Source organism: Candidatus Paracaedimonas acanthamoebae (assembly GCA_017307065.1).
In the GTDB taxonomy this organism is placed as follows: domain Bacteria; phylum Pseudomonadota; class Alphaproteobacteria; order Caedimonadales; family Caedimonadaceae; genus Paracaedimonas; species Paracaedimonas acanthamoebae_A.
In genome coordinates this window covers 15,287-31,112 of the sequence record JAFKGL010000018.1, presented here as the reverse complement: position 1 = coordinate 31,112, position 15,826 = coordinate 15,287, and the positions used below count along the sequence as shown (strand labels likewise).

At 38.9% G+C, this 15,826-nt stretch carries 15 protein-coding genes and 1 tRNA gene; 10 read left to right on the top strand and 6 right to left on the bottom strand.

Annotated elements, in window-relative coordinates:
- Entirely contained in the window at positions 1–237 is a 237-nt protein-coding gene (locus J0H12_04670) for a hypothetical protein (GenBank protein ID MBN9413199.1), read from the bottom strand.
- A gap of 283 nt (positions 238–520) precedes the next feature.
- Between J0H12_04670 and J0H12_04665 the strand changes: the two genes are divergently transcribed.
- The 3 genes from J0H12_04665 to rnr all read left to right on the top strand — a co-directional run bounded on the left by J0H12_04665 (position 521) and on the right by rnr (position 4,326).
- Positions 521–1,546 carry a hypothetical protein gene (locus J0H12_04665; protein MBN9413198.1) on the top strand — a complete coding sequence of 342 codons (1,026 nt, stop codon included), beginning with the start codon at positions 521–523 and terminating at the stop codon, positions 1,544–1,546.
- A 116-nt stretch (positions 1,547–1,662) separates the two neighbouring features.
- Positions 1,663–1,926, top strand: a complete 264-nt coding sequence (locus tag J0H12_04660) for a hypothetical protein (protein MBN9413197.1) — start codon at positions 1,663–1,665, stop codon at positions 1,924–1,926.
- Positions 1,927–2,154: 228 nt separating this feature from the next.
- Complete coding sequence (gene rnr, locus J0H12_04655; protein ID MBN9413196.1) at positions 2,155–4,326, top strand: ribonuclease R; 2,172 nt, start codon at positions 2,155–2,157, stop codon at positions 4,324–4,326.
- Positions 4,327–4,459: 133 nt separating this feature from the next.
- On the opposite strand, the gene J0H12_04650 is transcribed toward rnr, so the two are convergent.
- Positions 4,460–4,810: a hypothetical protein gene (locus J0H12_04650; GenBank protein ID MBN9413195.1), complete on the bottom strand. Its 351-nt coding sequence runs from the start codon at positions 4,808–4,810 to the stop codon at positions 4,460–4,462.
- 176 nt (positions 4,811–4,986) lie between these two features.
- Positions 4,987–5,511 (bottom strand): DNA-3-methyladenine glycosylase, encoded by a 525-nt coding sequence (locus J0H12_04645; protein ID MBN9413194.1) that lies wholly within the window; start codon positions 5,509–5,511, stop codon positions 4,987–4,989.
- Between the two features lie 135 nt (positions 5,512–5,646).
- Here J0H12_04645 and J0H12_04640 point away from each other — a divergent pair, with 135 nt between their 5' ends.
- Both J0H12_04640 and J0H12_04635 read left to right on the top strand, forming a co-directional pair.
- Positions 5,647–6,711: a patatin-like phospholipase family protein gene (locus J0H12_04640; GenBank protein MBN9413193.1), complete on the top strand. Its 1,065-nt coding sequence runs from the start codon at positions 5,647–5,649 to the stop codon at positions 6,709–6,711.
- A gap of 411 nt (positions 6,712–7,122) precedes the next feature.
- Positions 7,123–7,812 carry a histidine phosphatase family protein gene (locus tag J0H12_04635; GenBank protein MBN9413192.1) on the top strand — a complete coding sequence of 230 codons (690 nt, stop codon included), beginning with the start codon at positions 7,123–7,125 and terminating at the stop codon, positions 7,810–7,812.
- 331 nt (positions 7,813–8,143) lie between these two features.
- Here J0H12_04635 and J0H12_04630 read toward each other — a convergent pair whose 3' ends face one another.
- Positions 8,144–8,923: a lytic transglycosylase domain-containing protein gene (locus J0H12_04630; protein ID MBN9413191.1), complete on the bottom strand. Its 780-nt coding sequence runs from the start codon at positions 8,921–8,923 to the stop codon at positions 8,144–8,146.
- A gap of 130 nt (positions 8,924–9,053) precedes the next feature.
- Between J0H12_04630 and J0H12_04625 the strand changes: the two genes are divergently transcribed.
- From J0H12_04625 to J0H12_04615, 3 genes are all read left to right on the top strand, one after another.
- Positions 9,054–9,218 carry a hypothetical protein gene (locus tag J0H12_04625; protein MBN9413190.1) on the top strand — a complete coding sequence of 55 codons (165 nt, stop codon included), beginning with the start codon at positions 9,054–9,056 and terminating at the stop codon, positions 9,216–9,218.
- Positions 9,219–9,437: 219 nt separating this feature from the next.
- A complete protein-coding gene (locus J0H12_04620; protein ID MBN9413189.1) occupies positions 9,438–9,890 on the top strand; it encodes an NUDIX domain-containing protein in 453 nt (150 codons plus the stop codon).
- A 349-nt stretch (positions 9,891–10,239) separates the two neighbouring features.
- Positions 10,240–10,551, top strand: a complete 312-nt coding sequence (locus tag J0H12_04615; GenBank protein ID MBN9413188.1) for a hypothetical protein — start codon at positions 10,240–10,242, stop codon at positions 10,549–10,551.
- A gap of 82 nt (positions 10,552–10,633) precedes the next feature.
- Here the strand turns inward: J0H12_04615 and ftsH are convergent, their stop codons facing one another.
- Positions 10,634–12,469, bottom strand: a complete 1,836-nt coding sequence (gene ftsH, locus J0H12_04610; protein ID MBN9413187.1) for an ATP-dependent zinc metalloprotease FtsH — start codon at positions 12,467–12,469, stop codon at positions 10,634–10,636.
- A 135-nt stretch (positions 12,470–12,604) separates the two neighbouring features.
- Complete coding sequence (gene tilS / locus J0H12_04605) at positions 12,605–13,933, bottom strand: tRNA lysidine(34) synthetase TilS (protein ID MBN9413186.1); 1,329 nt, start codon at positions 13,931–13,933, stop codon at positions 12,605–12,607.
- A 403-nt stretch (positions 13,934–14,336) separates the two neighbouring features.
- Here tilS and J0H12_04600 point away from each other — a divergent pair.
- Both J0H12_04600 and J0H12_04595 read left to right on the top strand, forming a co-directional pair.
- Positions 14,337–14,421, top strand: a tRNA-Leu gene (locus J0H12_04600).
- Positions 14,422–14,464: 43 nt separating this feature from the next.
- The gene (locus tag J0H12_04595; protein MBN9413185.1) at positions 14,465–15,826 is read left to right on the top strand and encodes a trigger factor; all 1,362 of its coding nucleotides are present in this window, start codon (positions 14,465–14,467) and stop codon (positions 15,824–15,826) included.

Sequence of the window (15,826 nt, the reverse complement as noted above, 5' to 3'; positions counted from 1 at the left end):
TCATTCCATTAAAAGACCTGTCGCTTTTTGTTCCTTGATGAGATGATCTTGAATCAAGGTCTCGGCCTCTTCTATTGTCTTGATCGTATACCATGCCCCTTCAGGGTAAATGACCACAGCGGGGCCTTGTTCGCACTGATCAAGGCATCCGGCTTTATTTACGCGGATGTTTTTTAGTCCAAGTTCTTTTATGCGCGTCTTCATGTAAATTAAAATTTTATCAGAACCTTTTGTCATACAACATCCTCGAGGATGTCCCTCAGGGCGTTGATTCTGGCAAATAAAAATGTGATGTTTATATGTGGGGGCCATGGAGCCTGCTTTCTAATCAAAAAGTAAGATGTCTAAAGACCTAAAAATTATACAAGAAAAATGGTTTTCTTTACAATTGATTAAGAAAATTTTTTAAATCATTTTTGATCTTAAATTGATAAGAAGCAGGGGCTTGAAGTTGACAGTTTTACTAAATGGAAATATAGTAAGGTACTCAATAACTTTTTGATAACATAGATATTTTATAATGAAAAAGCTAAGTATCCGTAAATTTGTATATTTTTTATTTATCTTTCTCATATTTACAATACCTGCTTGCAAAGCCTCCTCAGATTTAGATGAAACATTACAAACAGAGGGTTTTACGCAAAAAGTTGCTAAAAAGCATCTTTTAAAAATAGGTGAACCCCTTAAAGAAGAGGAATTTAATAAGCTTTTTCCTGTCTCAGATCCAGAAGATTTTTCTCATGGATGGTACTGTGGACAACTTAGGGGGATGAATGGAGGAAGAGGCACCGGTACCCTTATCGCTCTTGAAGAGAAAGGTGGTCATTATATTGGAACAGGAATTACAGCTTTACATGTTTTTCTTGAATTTTACACCGATCAAAATGGCGTAAAACAATGCCGATATAGACGTGGAGATTGGACTTTTTATCAAAATAGTACCTCTGCAGATGGGGATAGTTTAAGTTATTTTTCAGAAGTCGATGTAACAGAAGTCTTATTTATTCCGAGCTCTGGGAAAGATATATGCATATTTAAAGGGAAATATAAGTTAAATGGTGATTATCCATCTGAAGAAATTCCCGCTCTTATATCGGCTGTTCAAGATAATTTACCTAAAGTTAACGCGAAAATTAAATCAAAGAAAACTGTTGATGTTTCTCTCTATCATTATCCCTTGGGAGATTTATATCAAAGAGAAAATAAAGGCGAAGCTAACGTTAGAAAATCAACTCATAAAGTCAGTAGTTTGCCTGGATCAAGCGGAGCTGCGTTATTTTCTAAAAGAAAGAACAAGTTTCTTGGGATCCACATCGGAAGTATTAAAGGATTTCCCATGGGGGTGGTAGGGGAAGGGATTCCTAACAGTCCGGTTACAATCGTTAAAAAGAATAGTTTTAACGTTGTCACTCAAGAAGAGATAGAAAGTATGTTGCAAAGTCCTGACGATTTACACAAAATAGAGCCAAAATTATTGTACGCCAAACTTGTTCCTGAGATTTATCCAGAAACCTTCTACCAACCAAAAGAAGAAGATAGTGAATAAATTATCAATTTGACATCTTAGGTAAAAAAGTCCTAAGATTTTGAAAGAAAATAAGTAATCACGCTTTTTGCTTAGCTTGGTTAAGTGGTAACCTTAAAAAAGTATGAGGTAAAACAATGACTTTTGCAAAAACTTTAATAATAAGTTTAGGGATTAGTGTCGTTTTTTCCAGTATTGTATCTGCTAGTAATTCTATTCAAGAAGAACAAAAGGAAAAAACTAAAAAAGTAACGAGATCTGCTGAAGAACAACGGAAAAAGGCCTCTGCCCTCATCAGCAAATATAAGAAAAAAGCTACAGCACCGCGTGAAACTTGTAGCCCTCGTTTTTCTGAGTTCACATATACAAATGCTCAAGGCCAATTAGTTCATACAGAATAGTTGACCTTATATTAATTAAAGAGGAGAATTTAAAATTCTTCTCTTATTAATTTTATTTACCTCTTTCTTATATATAAAAATCATTATAAATCAAAACTGTAACCATATTTTTTAACCTTACTCTTTCTCTCTATTGCGTGAATGTGTTTAGGATAATGAATCGACGCTAGCCTTTCTGATGGAAAGCTTTTAAAATAGAGAATTATAACTCAAAAAAGAAAGACTGTTTTGACTTCCTCTCCTCAAAAATTCCCGACTTCAGAAGATATTGTAAATTTTATTAATGGACATGAAGACGAAATCCGGCGACGTGAAATTGCGCAAGCTTTTCATATTAAAGGCAATGATCGCATCATTTTAAAGAAAATGTTGAAAGAACTTGTGGAAAAACAAGTTATTCAACAACGTGGGAAATACTATCAGCGCAAAGGTCAATTGAACCTTCTCGTGGTTAAAATTACGGGTGTGGATGAGGATGGATATCTGTTAGGAACGCCTGAAATATGGCCTGAGCATGAAGAGAAGCCATTAATTCGTGTTTTTTCTAAAACTCATAAAATGAATCATTTAAATCCTGAAGACTTGGCCTTAGTTCGCTTGAAAGGCCCAAAATCTCTTGAGGCAGAATTCATTCGTAAAATGGATCAAAAATCTCATCGTGTGATGGGGATTTTTGAGGCAAATGAAGAAGGGGGACGACTTATCCTGCCTGAAAAACGACGCAAGGTAGAATATGTTATTCCGGCGGGGCAGACCCTTAATGCCCAGCAAAATGACCTTGTGGAAGCCGAATGGATCCAAGGAAGAAAAGGGGAATCCCTTAAGGTAACAAAGATCTTGGGATCCTTAAATACGCCGAAATCGATTAGTCTGATCGCGATTCATTCTTATGAATTGCCCCATGAATTTTCACCTCAATCAATCGAATTGGCAGAAAAAGCAAAAGTTCCTCCTTTGGGGGCACGAGAGGATTTACGTGATATTCCGCTGGTGACCATTGATGATGAGGATGCACGTGACTTTGATGACGCGATATGGGCCACGCCCGACACAGATCCAAAAAACCCTAAAGGATGGCATTTGATTGTGGCGATTGCGGATGTATCTGCTTATGTCACGCCCAAAGATGCCTTAGATCAAGAAGCCTATCGCCGAGGAAATTCCGTTTATTTTCCGGATCGTGTTGTTCCAATGCTTCCAGAGGCCTTGTCTAATGATATATGCTCGTTGAAACCTCAGGAAGATCGGGCGTGTTTGGCGGTTCACCTCTGGATTAATCAGCACGGTCGTTTATTGAGGCATAAATTTTCTCGAGCTTTAATGCGATCAGCCGCAAGATTGACGTATACAAAGACGCAAGCGGCCTTTGAGGGGCAAAAGACAGATCTCGCCCATGATTTCATCAAAGCGGTCATTCTGCCGCTGTATGGGGCTTATAAATCGCTTTGTATTGAGCGGGATAAACGGGCACCTTTAGACTTAGACATGCCCGAAGAACGGATCTATCTTGATGAGAAACGCCAAGTCTCTAAGATTGCGCCACGCCCACGTTTTACGAGCCATCGACTCATCGAAGAATTCATGATTTTGGCGAATGTCGCTGCGGCCATCGAGCTTGAAACACGACAGCATTTGTGCATGTATCGAGTTCATGATGAGCCTTCACTTGAAAAAGTTGATGCTTTGCGCGAGTTCTTAAAAGGATTTGATTTAAGCTTGCCGAAGGGCCAAGCGATACGCCCCAAGGTCTTTAATTATATTCTAGAGAAAGCAAAAGAATCTCCGGCTCAAGGTGCCATTAATCAGCTTGTTCTCCGGGCTCAAGCTCAAGCGGTTTATAGTCCAGAAAATTTGGGGCATTTTGGGCTTAATTTACCTCGTTATTGTCATTTCACGTCTCCCATTCGACGGTATGCAGATTTAGTGGTGCATCGGGCTCTTGTTGACGTCGTCACGAAAAACGAAGACGTTCCATTTCTTTATACCTTGCCTCAACTGAAGGCTGTTGCTGAACATATCAGCCTGACGGAAAGAGTGGCAGCAACGGCTGAACGTGAAACGACTGAGCGTTATGTGGCTGCTTATCTAAAAGATAAAATAGGCGAGAATTTTATGGCTCGGATCAATGGTGTCACTGAATTTGCTATGTTTGTGACGATTGAAGAGAATGGCGCTGACGGCATTATTCCTTTGAGGTTATTAGCCGACGACTATTATGCATACGATCAGAAAAAACAACGGGTTGTAGGGCGCCGAAAAAAGCGAGTTTATACTTTAGGAGATCGTCTCAAAGTTACTCTTCAGCATGCTGAGCCTTTATTGGGAGGATTAACTTTTGTGCCTGCTGAAACTCAGAAAAAAGGGATGGATTCTTCTCGGCGGGGACGTCGCCGGAAATAGTCAGTAAATGATAAAGTATGTCCTATTAAATTAAAGGAAGGTGCTCCTTCAATCTTATCACGAGGGTCTAAGAAGATATAAGCGAATAAAAATGTCGAATTTTATAAGGCTTCAGGATGGTTATGGGCAGCACTTATTTCTTCATTATTTTTTTGCCTAAGGTTACAGCTTGCTTAACTAGAATAGGTACAGAATACCACCACAAAGTGCCGCCTACCCCCCAAAGAATAAAGGGGGCCCAGAAATTGTTAATATCGCTTGATATATCTGGTATAAACTTTGCAAGAAATAATGTAACTGCGCTGTAAGGGAAATCAATATAATATAATAAAAACCATATCATATTTATTGCTGGGTCTTTGCTTATAACGAGAATAATCAATAATAAAACAACAATAAGCATATGAACTATGGCAAAACCCAAAGAAATTTTTTTATAGACTGGCATATTCTGTCGAAAGTTAAGTAATTGCTTGAAGCACATAAATTTTCCTATTAATACATTCTGCGTTGAAAAAATAATATCATATTAAAAAATTCCTGCATCTCAATTCTCTCTGGTCTTGAGTTAACTTAAAAAATTCAAGTGCAATAGGCTGCTAGCCTTTATCATAGAGCTTTTTAGGTCGCCGCTGGTGTGATTTAAAAACTGTGAAAATTTCAGCTTTGAACACCGACAATATCCTCATTAGCTATGAAGCGCCATAACTTCTCGGTTCCTACCTTGATTCCAATGCGAGGGGTCGCAATATAGCCTGGCTTTAGGCCTTTATCTTGGACATAAAAAAACTCTGATGTCGTTAGATCAAGGCCATTATGATCGCGAGTAATGCCTAGGTGTTTACAGAGTTTTCCGGGGCCATTAAGGTTCTTGTTTTCCGGTTGTGAAAGGTGGAGGCCCCGAATGAGCACAGCTGCAGGGAAATCGTCAGCTTCAGTGACAATATTGAGACAAAAATACATCCCGTAGATAAAGTAAACGTAACTAACACCCGCCGGGCCAAACATGACCGTCGTCCTGGGGGTTTTGCCGCGAGCTGCATGGCAAGCGGGATCACCTTGGCCAATATAAGCTTCGGTCTCAGTAATAAAGCCCTTAAATTCTCTAAAGATAAGCTCTTTACCGAGCAAGTCTTTTGCGACGTCAAGAGTAGATTGAGCGAAATAGTCTTTTTTCAAGCGCATCATAAAATGAGTTTAGGCTCATTTATTAAAAAATCTAGAATAAGTTACAAAAAATTAACTTTAATTTCGCATATTAAAAAGAGAAGACGTGACTAATTGACGGTAGAAAGCCGGAACTCAATAGAGGAAATCATAATGGAAAAGTCAAAAAAAACAGCCAAGGAAAGCCCTCAGAAAGAGGTCAAAGGCGCAAAGAAACGGATTAACGTGGCTCTACAAGGCGGTGGCTCTCATGGGGCTTATACCTGGGGAGTTTTGGATGCCCTTTTAGAAGATGAGCGGATTGATATTGAAGGCGTAGCAGGGACAAGTGCCGGAGGAATGAATGCCACAGCCACGGCCATGGGATTGCTTAAAAATGGTAACCAAGGCGCTCGCGAGTACTTATCTCAGCTTTGGCATAAGATTGGTGAATCTTCTAAAACAAGCCCGATTAAGCCAAATCCTATCAAAAAACTGGTCAAGGATTTTGATATCTCAAGTAATCCGATGTTTATGATGATGCAATATATGTCAAGTATCTTATCGCCTTATCAGTTAAATCCAACGAATGCTCATCCCCTCCAAAAAGTTGTTAGAGAACTTTTCGATTTCGGTGCGTTAGCAAGGTCTAAAGATCCAAAATTATTCTTATGTGCAACCCATGTCGCAACAGGTAAATTAAAGATCTTTTCAGGCGAAGAGCTTTCTGAAGAGGCGGTCTTAGCAAGTGCTTGTGTTCCGACACTTTTTCAAGCTCGTGAAATCGATGGTGAATTTTATTGGGATGGCGGATTTATTGGAAATCCTCCGATCTATCCCTTAATTTATAATTGTGAGTCACCAGATATTCTTGTGATTCAGATTCGTCGTGTTCATGATCCAAAGATGCCTTACACTTCTCATGAAATCGCCAATCGATTAGGGGAAATTACGCAAAATGCTTGTTTAACGCGAGAGATGAGATCCATCCACTTTATCACACAACTAATTGATAATGGCACGATTCCAGCAGGAAAACTTAAGCGCCTTCACATGCATATGATTCGGGATGATGCGTTCTTTGGCAGCATTGATCGCGCCAGTGGATTTTGTGCAGATCCAGATTTTCTGGATTATCTTTTTCAAGCAGGTCGCAGGATGGGCCGTGAGTGGCTTCGAGAGAATTTTGATAAAATTGGGAAAGAAACCACAGCTGAGATTGAGCACGATTTTATATAAGTTAGTGCGCATTCAAAAAAATGAAAGAGGGGCTTCGGCCCCTTTTTTTATGCCCTTAAAATATAAAATAATCATTTGATAAATATAAATATTATTTTTTAAGAAATGCGTACGATTTTCTTGAATTTTTGTTACATTTATGATATCCTGAAAGGACTATAGTAAAGCGTCAGACAAGGGCCATTCTGACAAATGTTTTCAGGATAATAAATACAACAAAACAGGGAGTATAAAAATGAAAAATATTATTAAAAACAATATATTATTAGATGAATTTGGGAAGAAAAATTTTAGAACTATGTCTCATAAATGTTATTTTCTAAGTAATTATCAAGGGTTGATAGAGTCATCCATTTTTCTTTAGTAGATTAAATAGGAAAAAATGGACAGCAACAATTGTGGAGTAAAATGATGAATATGAAAATCTTTACGGTTTCTGTAGGGTTGTTTTTTCCAAATATTATCTGTTCTACAGATAGTTGTCTGGCAACCTCGGCTATAGAAGAACAGGGAAGAGATTTTCTTTTTATTCGGCATGGTCAAACGCCTTGGGGGCCGGATGATATCTTAAAAGGTCCTCAAGATCTAGAATTAGACGAGACAGGACGGCACCAAGCAGAAGGTGCTTTTTGGACTGTCAAAGAACATCAAGACATTCATAAACCTATAATTTTTAGTAGTCACCTCAAAAGAGCCTTTGAGACAGCAACCATTTTTGCTAATAAGCTTGGTGAGCACGTTTCTATCGAACTAGTTGAAGGATTACAAGAAAGATATTATGGCGATTATCGAGATGCTCCTCCTGAGAATCCACGTGCCTATCAACCCGCGGATGCCGAATCAACAGAGGCTTTCCAAAGAAGAGTTCAAGAAACTTTGATATCTATCTTTAAACAAACTCCAAAGGATGAGGGAGACCTTATCATTGTATCTCATCAAAAAGTCTTTGAGTTCTTGGCTGAATGGCTTTCTCATGAAAAATTGAGATTAGACCAAGGCGCTGTTTGTCATTTTAGATTTGAAGATGGTAAGTTTTCTGCAGAAATTTATAAATCATCATCTGCCTCAGTTTCTTCAGGGTTCTCTTCTGGCGCAGATTAAGCTGATACATTTTTCACAGAGTTAGAAAATCGAAATTTAGTTTTTCATTTGGTTTCTTTCTTATAAAGATAATCAGAAGATTTTACTTTTTTGCTTCTTTGCTTCTTCTATTAGGAAGAACTCTATGGGAAGATTTAGAGAGGATCGTCAGATAGATAAAGTTCTTCAAATAAAAACTCTAATACCCAAAAAAAGGACCGATCTGGCAGTTACTTTTAATAATAGTGATGCATATGATTCCTTTAAAAGCTTTTTTGATGGTCTTTCTGGTAATTCTGCAGAGGTAAAATGAATCTTAAAGCGGGAGCATTGCGAGCATTTTATTTTAGATTTATGGCGTGCTCTTAATTTGAGGTTGCGTTGCTGCTTTATAGCTGACGGGTTTTAAGCGATATACTTTTCCTCGCCGCAAATTCTGAGATTCAAAAAGACGATCGCGGATTTGATGATAGCGCGCTTGCATCCTTTTCTTAAAAAGATCAAGACGGTCGGGTGGCGTGATAGTTCTGCGTTCTTGATCAGATTTTTGGTTGAAAGAGGCAACTCTTTCTTGAAAAAAATCATGATGTGGATTATTTTTTTGATCTTCGCGCCATGTCGCGAGCACTTTCTTGCAATAAGGACGATGGTGAGTTGGTGACGCTGAATGATAATAGGCGACAGCCTTTTGCCATGAATTATGATTTTGCTTCAATCCCTTTAAATAGCGTGCCGCATAATCGACATTATGTTTAGGATCAAAAGCTTCAGCCAATGTTTCGAAAGCATCAGGATGATACAAAAGGTTAATTTGCATGAGACCGACATCAATGTTTTTAACACCTTGTGCTTGTAGTTTTTGAACCGCTTCAATGGCTTGTTCTTTTGTAGAGAAATAGTGTCCCTTGCCGTTGGCATGAATGACCCAAGGCCAAGACATAAATTGTTTTTCTTGTTCATTCCAACGCCCAGATTCAACTTTCGCAATGGCATGCAACAGGCCCGCAGGAATTTGATGGCGTGTTTCTATAAGCCTTATATGATGTTTATAATGGTGCGTATTAATCGCTGTTGCAAAAAGCGGCGAAGTCGCCAAAAAACTGACGATAAGAAAAGCAAATTTAATAACCACCCCACCCCCCATTATTTTATAAAATATGGTTACTTGTTAAGCAGTCTCCCCTTAAAAGTTTAATAAAAACTTAAACAATTTAAGATAGTTTTAAATTAAAGACAGATTGAAAGAAAAAGGAGAGATAAAGATGTTAAAAAAACTCTTTAAAAATAAATGGCTAAAGCGTTCTTTGCTTATATTTTCGGCTCTTCTCCTTTCTGGGCTCAGTATAGCATTTCATCGAGGAACGCTTCAGGCGAAGATCCCCATTGATTACACTGAGGATCCGTATTCACCGGATTTTTGCCGTTAAACTCTCCCGACAAGTTTGAGATAAAGCAATTAAAATCGGCCATAAATTTTGCATGACATCTGAAGAATTTCAGAAAAGATCGAAATCTTAGCTGTACTTTTGTCAGAGATCTTGGTGAAAAATGGGCTGAGGTTGTGCAATATCCTGCAAGAGGATATTCCTTTGGCAATTGACATGAGCGATAAATCACCCTTTGTTTAGAGGTGAAAGGAATTTGTTATGCTCGAAAAAAACCGATTTAAAATCCCTGTTGCACCGCACTTAATACTTCTTAAAGGTGATCAAGTTTTGCTCCATCTGCGTCAAAATACCGGCTATGCGGATGGGATGTATAGTCTTGTAGCAGGGCATCTTGAAGGGGGAGAGTCTATATTGCAAGCCATGATTCGAGAAGCTCGAGAAGAAGCGAATATAGAAATCGACCCTACTGATCTAAGTGTAAATTGTACAATGCATCGTTGGTCGAGAAGTGGAGAAGAATATATTTATCTTTATTTAATTTGTCGTCGTTGGAAGGGGCAGCTACGTAATAGGGAACCTGAAAAATGTAAAGAATTACAATTCCATCCTTTAGATAACCTTCCTTCTAATCTTCTGCCGGCAGTGCGGAGGGGGATTGAATGTGCTTTAAATGAAATCTCTTATTGTGAGTATGGTTGGGAAGAAAAATGAAAACTTATCAGTGGTGTGTAAGTTAAAGGATAATCTGACACTTCAATTATAATAATCTTATGAATCACACTATTCATGCTGTAATTCTTGTATCTTTAAAAATTTTTTCTACTATAAAGTGCATGGAGCTTTCTAAAAGAATAAGTATTTCGTAGAAACAATTTTTATTTTCTTATGTATTAAAATATTCAAATAAATTTATTATGTTATTGTATTTAAAATTTATAATATTAATTATATTTGTATTTTTAATTTAATAAATAATATATATTATTGGCAATAATTAGTGGAAAATTAACTCAATAATGATAATGTAATATTGTAATTTAATTTTAAATGGTTTATTGAAATGAAATATTATTTAACAAAAAGAATAACTATTACGTCATTATTATTTATTTCAGCTGTCACTTTTTCTTTTAAGGGAGAAGCTGTGACAACTTTTGGTCAAGAAGAAGATGCTTTTTCTAAGCTTTTGGCCCATCCTGCTGAGGATTCTAAATCAAAGGGAGAACGCTCAGCAAAGCAAGAAGAAAATTCTTTTAAAAAAGCAGATAAAACAGAGGCTCTTCCTTTAAAAAAAGAACCCTCTGAGATGGTTAAAAGAGAAAAATTAAAACCTTATTTTAACAAAGATCTTGTGGGAGCTCGTCTTTACTAAACATCGTTTTAGTAAAGGAGGAATACGATCTTACTTTTTCCCTTTTTCCCTATTTCCCTTTAAGCTTTTCTACCAGAACCTCTTAGGCAGAGGGTTCTGGCGAAAGCGTTGTTGGTTTACGTGTCGGGGCAGACGTGCGAGGTTTCTTGGGTTTCTCTGGTGAACTTGGCGTTGGCTTTTCAATTTTTCCGCCTTGTAAGAGAGAATTAATTTCGTCCCCAGAAAGAGTCTCATACTCTAAAAGACCTTTTGCTAAAGCATGCAAATGATCAATATGATCCTTGAGGATTTTCTGCGCTCGGTCATAAGAATTTTCAACAATTTTGCGGATCTCTTTATCAATTTGAGTTGCTGTAGAGTCAGAAATATTTTTATGTTGAGTAACGGAGTGCCCCAAAAATACTTCTTGCGCAGGTTCTCCATAACTTAAAGGTCCCATGACGTCACTCATACCCCATTCGGTGACCATCCGTCGTGCAATTTCGGTGGCATGACGAATATCTGATGAAGCGCCCGTGGTAACTTTTTCCACACCAAAGATAAGTTCTTCTGCAATACGGCCTCCCATGGCCACAGCAAGGTCCGCCAAAAGTTTGGCTCGTGACATAGAAACCCGATCATTTTCAGGTAGACGAACAACCATACCAAGGGCTCGACCTCGTGGAATGATTGTTGCCTTATGAATAGGATCAGAGTCAGTCGTATGGAGAGCAACAATAGCGTGTCCCGCTTCATGATAAGCTGTTAATTTCTTTTCTTCATCGCTCATCACCATGGAACGTCTTTCTGGCCCCATCATGACTTTATCTTTAGCATGTTCAAAGTCGCTCATCGCCACGGCACGTTTGTTTTGGCGAGCTGCATTTAGAGCGGCTTCATTGACAAGATTCGCGAGGTCTGCCCCAGAAAATCCAGGTGTTCCGCGTGCAAGGACTTTTGCATCGACGTCAGAGGCAAGAGGAACTTTTGCCATATGAACTTTGAGGACTTCTTCACGGCCAATAATATCTGGTAACGGAACAATCACTTGGCGATCAAAACGTCCTGGACGCATCAGAGCAGGATCAAGGACGTCAGGCCTATTGGTCGCCGCGACCAAGATAACGCCATCATTTGATTCGAAACCATCCATTTCTACGAGTAATTGGTTGAGTGTTTGCTCACGTTCATCGTTGCCACCGCCAAGACCTGCGCCGCGATGGCGACCGACGGCATCGATTTCATCAATAAAGATAATGCAAGGGGCATTTTTTTTGCCTTGTTCAAATAAATCGCGAACACGGCTGGCACCCACACCGACAAACATTTCAACGAAATCAGATCCTGAGATTGAGAAGAATGGAACATTTGCTTCTCCTGCAATCGCTCGTGCAAGTAATGTTTTACCTGTTCCGGGAGAACCAACGAGAAGGACACCCTTTGGAATTTTCCCCCCTAATTTTTGGAATTTTTGGGGGTCTTTCAAATATTCAACAATTTCTGAGACTTCTTCCTTGGCTTCTTGGCATCCTGCTACATCGGAAAACATAACGCGGCCTGATTTCTCATTCAAAAGGCGGGCCCGGGACTTTCCAAAGCCAAGCGCTCGATTATTGCCTGATTGCATTTGACGAAGGAAGAAAATCCAAACACCAATAAGAAGAAGCATAGGAAACCAAGAAATTAAGATTTGGAAAAAGGTCGAGCCGCCTTCTTCCGCAGGCGAAACGGAAATTGCAACACCTTTTTCAGTCAATTTTTCAACTAGTTGAGGATAATTAGGGACAACAGTTGAGAACGAACGACCATCGGATAAACGTCCATTAACAACATCGCCTTTAATCACGACGTCTTTGACGTTTCCTTGTTCAATATTACTTAGGAATTCAGAAAATATAAGGGTTTTATTATGAGATGATTCCTTCTCGCCTTGGAACATATGAAAAACGGCAGTAAGGAAGAGGCCAATAATAATCCATAAAACGAGATTTCTACCTAAGTTATTCAATTTATTTTCCTTCGTGTTTCAATTGTCGCATTCTAGATTCATGCAAAGCATTATGTCGCGATTTAGTTAAGCAATTGTGAACGTAAATCGTGTAAGTGGATAACATGGTAAGAACTTTATAGCGTTTTCTTTAAAAAGTGTAAAGGTTTGGTTTGAGCAAATCTGGAAAAAATCAGGAATAGAAATAAGTTGATCTTGGTGCCAAAGGCTTGGGAGAGTAAGGGCAACAGGATAGGGTAAAAAATCTTTTTGTTCCTTGAGTTCTTTTTTGAGGGACTCCCATCCTTTTTGACCTAAAGCCTTTAAAGTGTACTGTCCTTGCGGGGGGGTGAGGTGAATATGAAAGCGTTGATCCCAGAAGAAACACGTTGAATTTTCTTGATTATTAAAGTCAATTTCATGACGAATCGCGCCAGGTTCCCTTGTAAAGAGGAGATATTTCTCTCTATAGCGCAACATAAGGCATCCATTTAAGGTGCGCGGGGTAGTGGAGGTGTTCTGAAAGTGTAAGGAAAGCTTATGAAGACTCTCTCGGGCAGGAGGGTAGGGATTAACACCATATGTCATGAGCAGTCTTTGGAGTATGCCGAGTCTATTTTCTATGTCAAGTTGGGACCAAGCTTGATAATTTAAGAAAGCATATCCTTGAGGAAAGGGGATAATCATCTGAGGAATTAACCTATTTAAGGTTTCTTCGTAATGACGACGCGCTTCTCCAAAAGAGACAATTTCAAGAGGCGAAAAGTGTGGTGCTTTGCTTCTTAGAGCGACACGTTTAAATTTGAGGTTCTGATTGCTAGGATCTTCAATCCATGATTGGGAATACTTTACGAGTGTAGCTTGAAGACGCTTTTTTGAATAACAAAGGAGAGGGCGAAGAAGGCGATGGTAAGGCCTATCAACAATGGCAGACATACCCGCAAGTCCTTCGATTCCTGAATTTTTTTCGGCACGCATGGCAATGGTTTCTTGCTGATCCTCTAAATGATGGCCTAATAGAAGATGTAAAATGCCTTGGGTGTGGCACCATTCTTCAAGCTTTTGATAGCGTATTTCACGCGCTTTTTCTTGAAGGCGGCGGCCTGTTTTTTCTTCTGACCACGTAAGGATGACTGTGGGAATTCCATAGGCTGAAAGCCACTGTTGAACTTGGTGGGCTTCTTGGGTCGAAGTGGGGCGTAATTGGTGATCGACAGTAAGGGCCGTTAGAGAGCCTTCGCGGTTTTTCACCCATTGTTGGGCTAACAAGATCAGGGAGAGGCTATCGGCGCCACCTGAGACGGCAATAGCCAGATGAGGATGGGGTTCAAAAGGGCCCAATTTAGCCATTGACTGCGCAAACTCTGCGTCAGTAAGGGGTTCTGTTGATGGGTGAGAAGGGGGAGGTAAATTCATATTTAAAGTTGTTTTTTTGTCGCTTTTTTCTGTTGTTTATGGTACCATAATAAAGATGGTGAAAAAAGGGAATTAAATGTTAAAAGCACATGAAAAGAGAAGCAAAAATTCAAGGGACAATAAAAAATGGTAAAATTGTCAACCTTTAAGATAAAATATTTTTAAATTAAGGGACGAAGAATTTTAGTGGCTATGTGCTAGAAAATCTTAGAAAGATGGGTTTGCATCCTTTGAAAAATCTTGAAATAAGAAATAATTAAAGGAAGTTTCTGCAGATAGATTTAGAGCGTAATATATTTTTGCGGGCCCATTGCTTTTTCATAAGATCAACGCTATGAAAGAAATCTCCTTAACGAATTGTTTAGGATTTTAGTTTAGAGATAAGGGCTTAGTAAAGCCTTTTGCGGGCGTGGTGGAATTGGCAGACACACCAGATTTAGGTTCTGGCGGCGCAAGCCATGGGGGTTCAAGTCCCTCCGCCCGCACCATTAAGGTCAACATTATTTAGAGACAGGTAACACTTTTATGCAAATGACAGAAAAAAAGGTTGAAGGTTTGTCGCACCATTACCACCTTAATATCCCCGCAGGGACAGTTGAGGCAAAGATGGATGAACGTCTACTTGAGTTGGGAAAAACAACAAAGGTTGCAGGGTTCCGCGCAGGTCATATTCCTTTACCAATCCTAAGACAGCGGTATGCAGCTTCTGTAAAAGGTGAAGTCATTCAAAAGTTATTAGACGAAAGTGTAAAGAATCTTGTTCAAGAGAAGAAACTGAAAGTTGCGCTTCAGCCAAAAATAGACTTTGAAAGTGCTGAAGAAGGAAAAGATTTAAGTTTGAACATTTCTCTTGAAGTTCTTCCTGAAGTGGGAACTGTCGATCTTAGCAAATACTCATTTGAGCAATTAAAAGCAAAGCTTGAACCTCAAACAGTGACAGAGAGCCTTAAGAAAATGGCTCATTCTTCACGTGAGAATAAAGTCCTTGAGGCTGAGATTAAAGCTGAAAATGGTCATGCTGTGCGCCTTTCATTCCGTGGAACTATTGGTGATAAATTGATCCCAGGAGGATCTTCAGCTGATACAGTTCTTGAATTAGGATCTGGCACTTTTATCCCAGGGTTTGAAGAACAAGTTGTTGGAATGAAAGCAGGTGACCAAAGAGATATCTTTGTAACGTTTCCTGCAGATTATGGATCTCAAGAACTTGCAGGAAAAGAAGCAAAATTCAGTCTTAAAGTTGCAGAAGTTCTTGAAATTGTTGAGCCTACAATAGACGATGACTTAGCTGTTAAGCTAAAATTTAAAGATCTTGCAGAGCTTAAAGATCAAGTTGAAAAGATGATCACAAAAGAATATGATCAGCTTTCTTTTCTTGATATTAAACGCAAGGTCCTCGATAAATTCTCAGAAGAGTTCCACTTTGAGCTTCCAAAAGGTTTGGTTGAACTTGAATTCCAATCTATTTGGCGCCAATTAGAAAATGAACTTCACCATGATCATGACCATGCCGAAGGGGAAACATGCAACCATTCAATGGATCCCAAAGAAGAAGAAAAATTAAGAACACAATATCAAGGCATTGCTGAACGGCGCGTTAGACTTGGTTTAGTGCTTGCAGAAATTGGACGAGAGCATCAAATTACAGTGTCCCAAAAAGAATTGGATCAAGCTGTTTATAACGAAGCCATGCGCTATAGAGGACATGAGATGAAAGTTGTGGACTATTATCGCAACAATCCTCAAGCTTTGGCCTCTTTGCGTGCCCCAATTTTTGAAGATAAAGTGATTAAGCTTATTACTGAAAAAGTGTCTTTAAAGGACAAAGAAATCAGTGTTGAAGAGCTTCAAAAAAGAATTAAAGAAATTACAGAAGGCGAGGAAGTGAACTAA

Bases quoted from the DNA above. Each gene is read 5' to 3' on its own strand.
- J0H12_04670 (MBN9413199.1), bottom strand. From the start codon at position 237: ATGACAAAAGGTTCTGATAAAATTTTAATTTACATGAAGACGCGCATA.
- J0H12_04665 (MBN9413198.1), top strand. From the start codon at position 521: ATGAAAAAGCTAAGTATCCGTAAATTTGTATATTTTTTATTTATCTTT.
- J0H12_04660 (MBN9413197.1), top strand. From the start codon at position 1,663: ATGACTTTTGCAAAAACTTTAATAATAAGTTTAGGGATTAGTGTCGTT.
- J0H12_04650 (MBN9413195.1), bottom strand. From the start codon at position 4,810: ATGTGCTTCAAGCAATTACTTAACTTTCGACAGAATATGCCAGTCTAT.
- J0H12_04645 (MBN9413194.1), bottom strand. From the start codon at position 5,511: ATGCGCTTGAAAAAAGACTATTTCGCTCAATCTACTCTTGACGTCGCA.
- J0H12_04640 (MBN9413193.1), top strand. From the start codon at position 5,647: ATGGAAAAGTCAAAAAAAACAGCCAAGGAAAGCCCTCAGAAAGAGGTC.
- J0H12_04635 (MBN9413192.1), top strand. From the start codon at position 7,123: ATGAATATGAAAATCTTTACGGTTTCTGTAGGGTTGTTTTTTCCAAAT.
- J0H12_04625 (MBN9413190.1), top strand. From the start codon at position 9,054: ATGTTAAAAAAACTCTTTAAAAATAAATGGCTAAAGCGTTCTTTGCTT.
- J0H12_04620 (MBN9413189.1), top strand. From the start codon at position 9,438: ATGCTCGAAAAAAACCGATTTAAAATCCCTGTTGCACCGCACTTAATA.
- J0H12_04615 (MBN9413188.1), top strand. From the start codon at position 10,240: ATGAAATATTATTTAACAAAAAGAATAACTATTACGTCATTATTATTT.
- ftsH (MBN9413187.1), bottom strand. From the start codon at position 12,469: ATGTTCCAAGGCGAGAAGGAATCATCTCATAATAAAACCCTTATATTT.
- tilS (MBN9413186.1), bottom strand. From the start codon at position 13,933: ATGAATTTACCTCCCCCTTCTCACCCATCAACAGAACCCCTTACTGAC.
- J0H12_04595 (MBN9413185.1), top strand. From the start codon at position 14,465: ATGACAGAAAAAAAGGTTGAAGGTTTGTCGCACCATTACCACCTTAAT.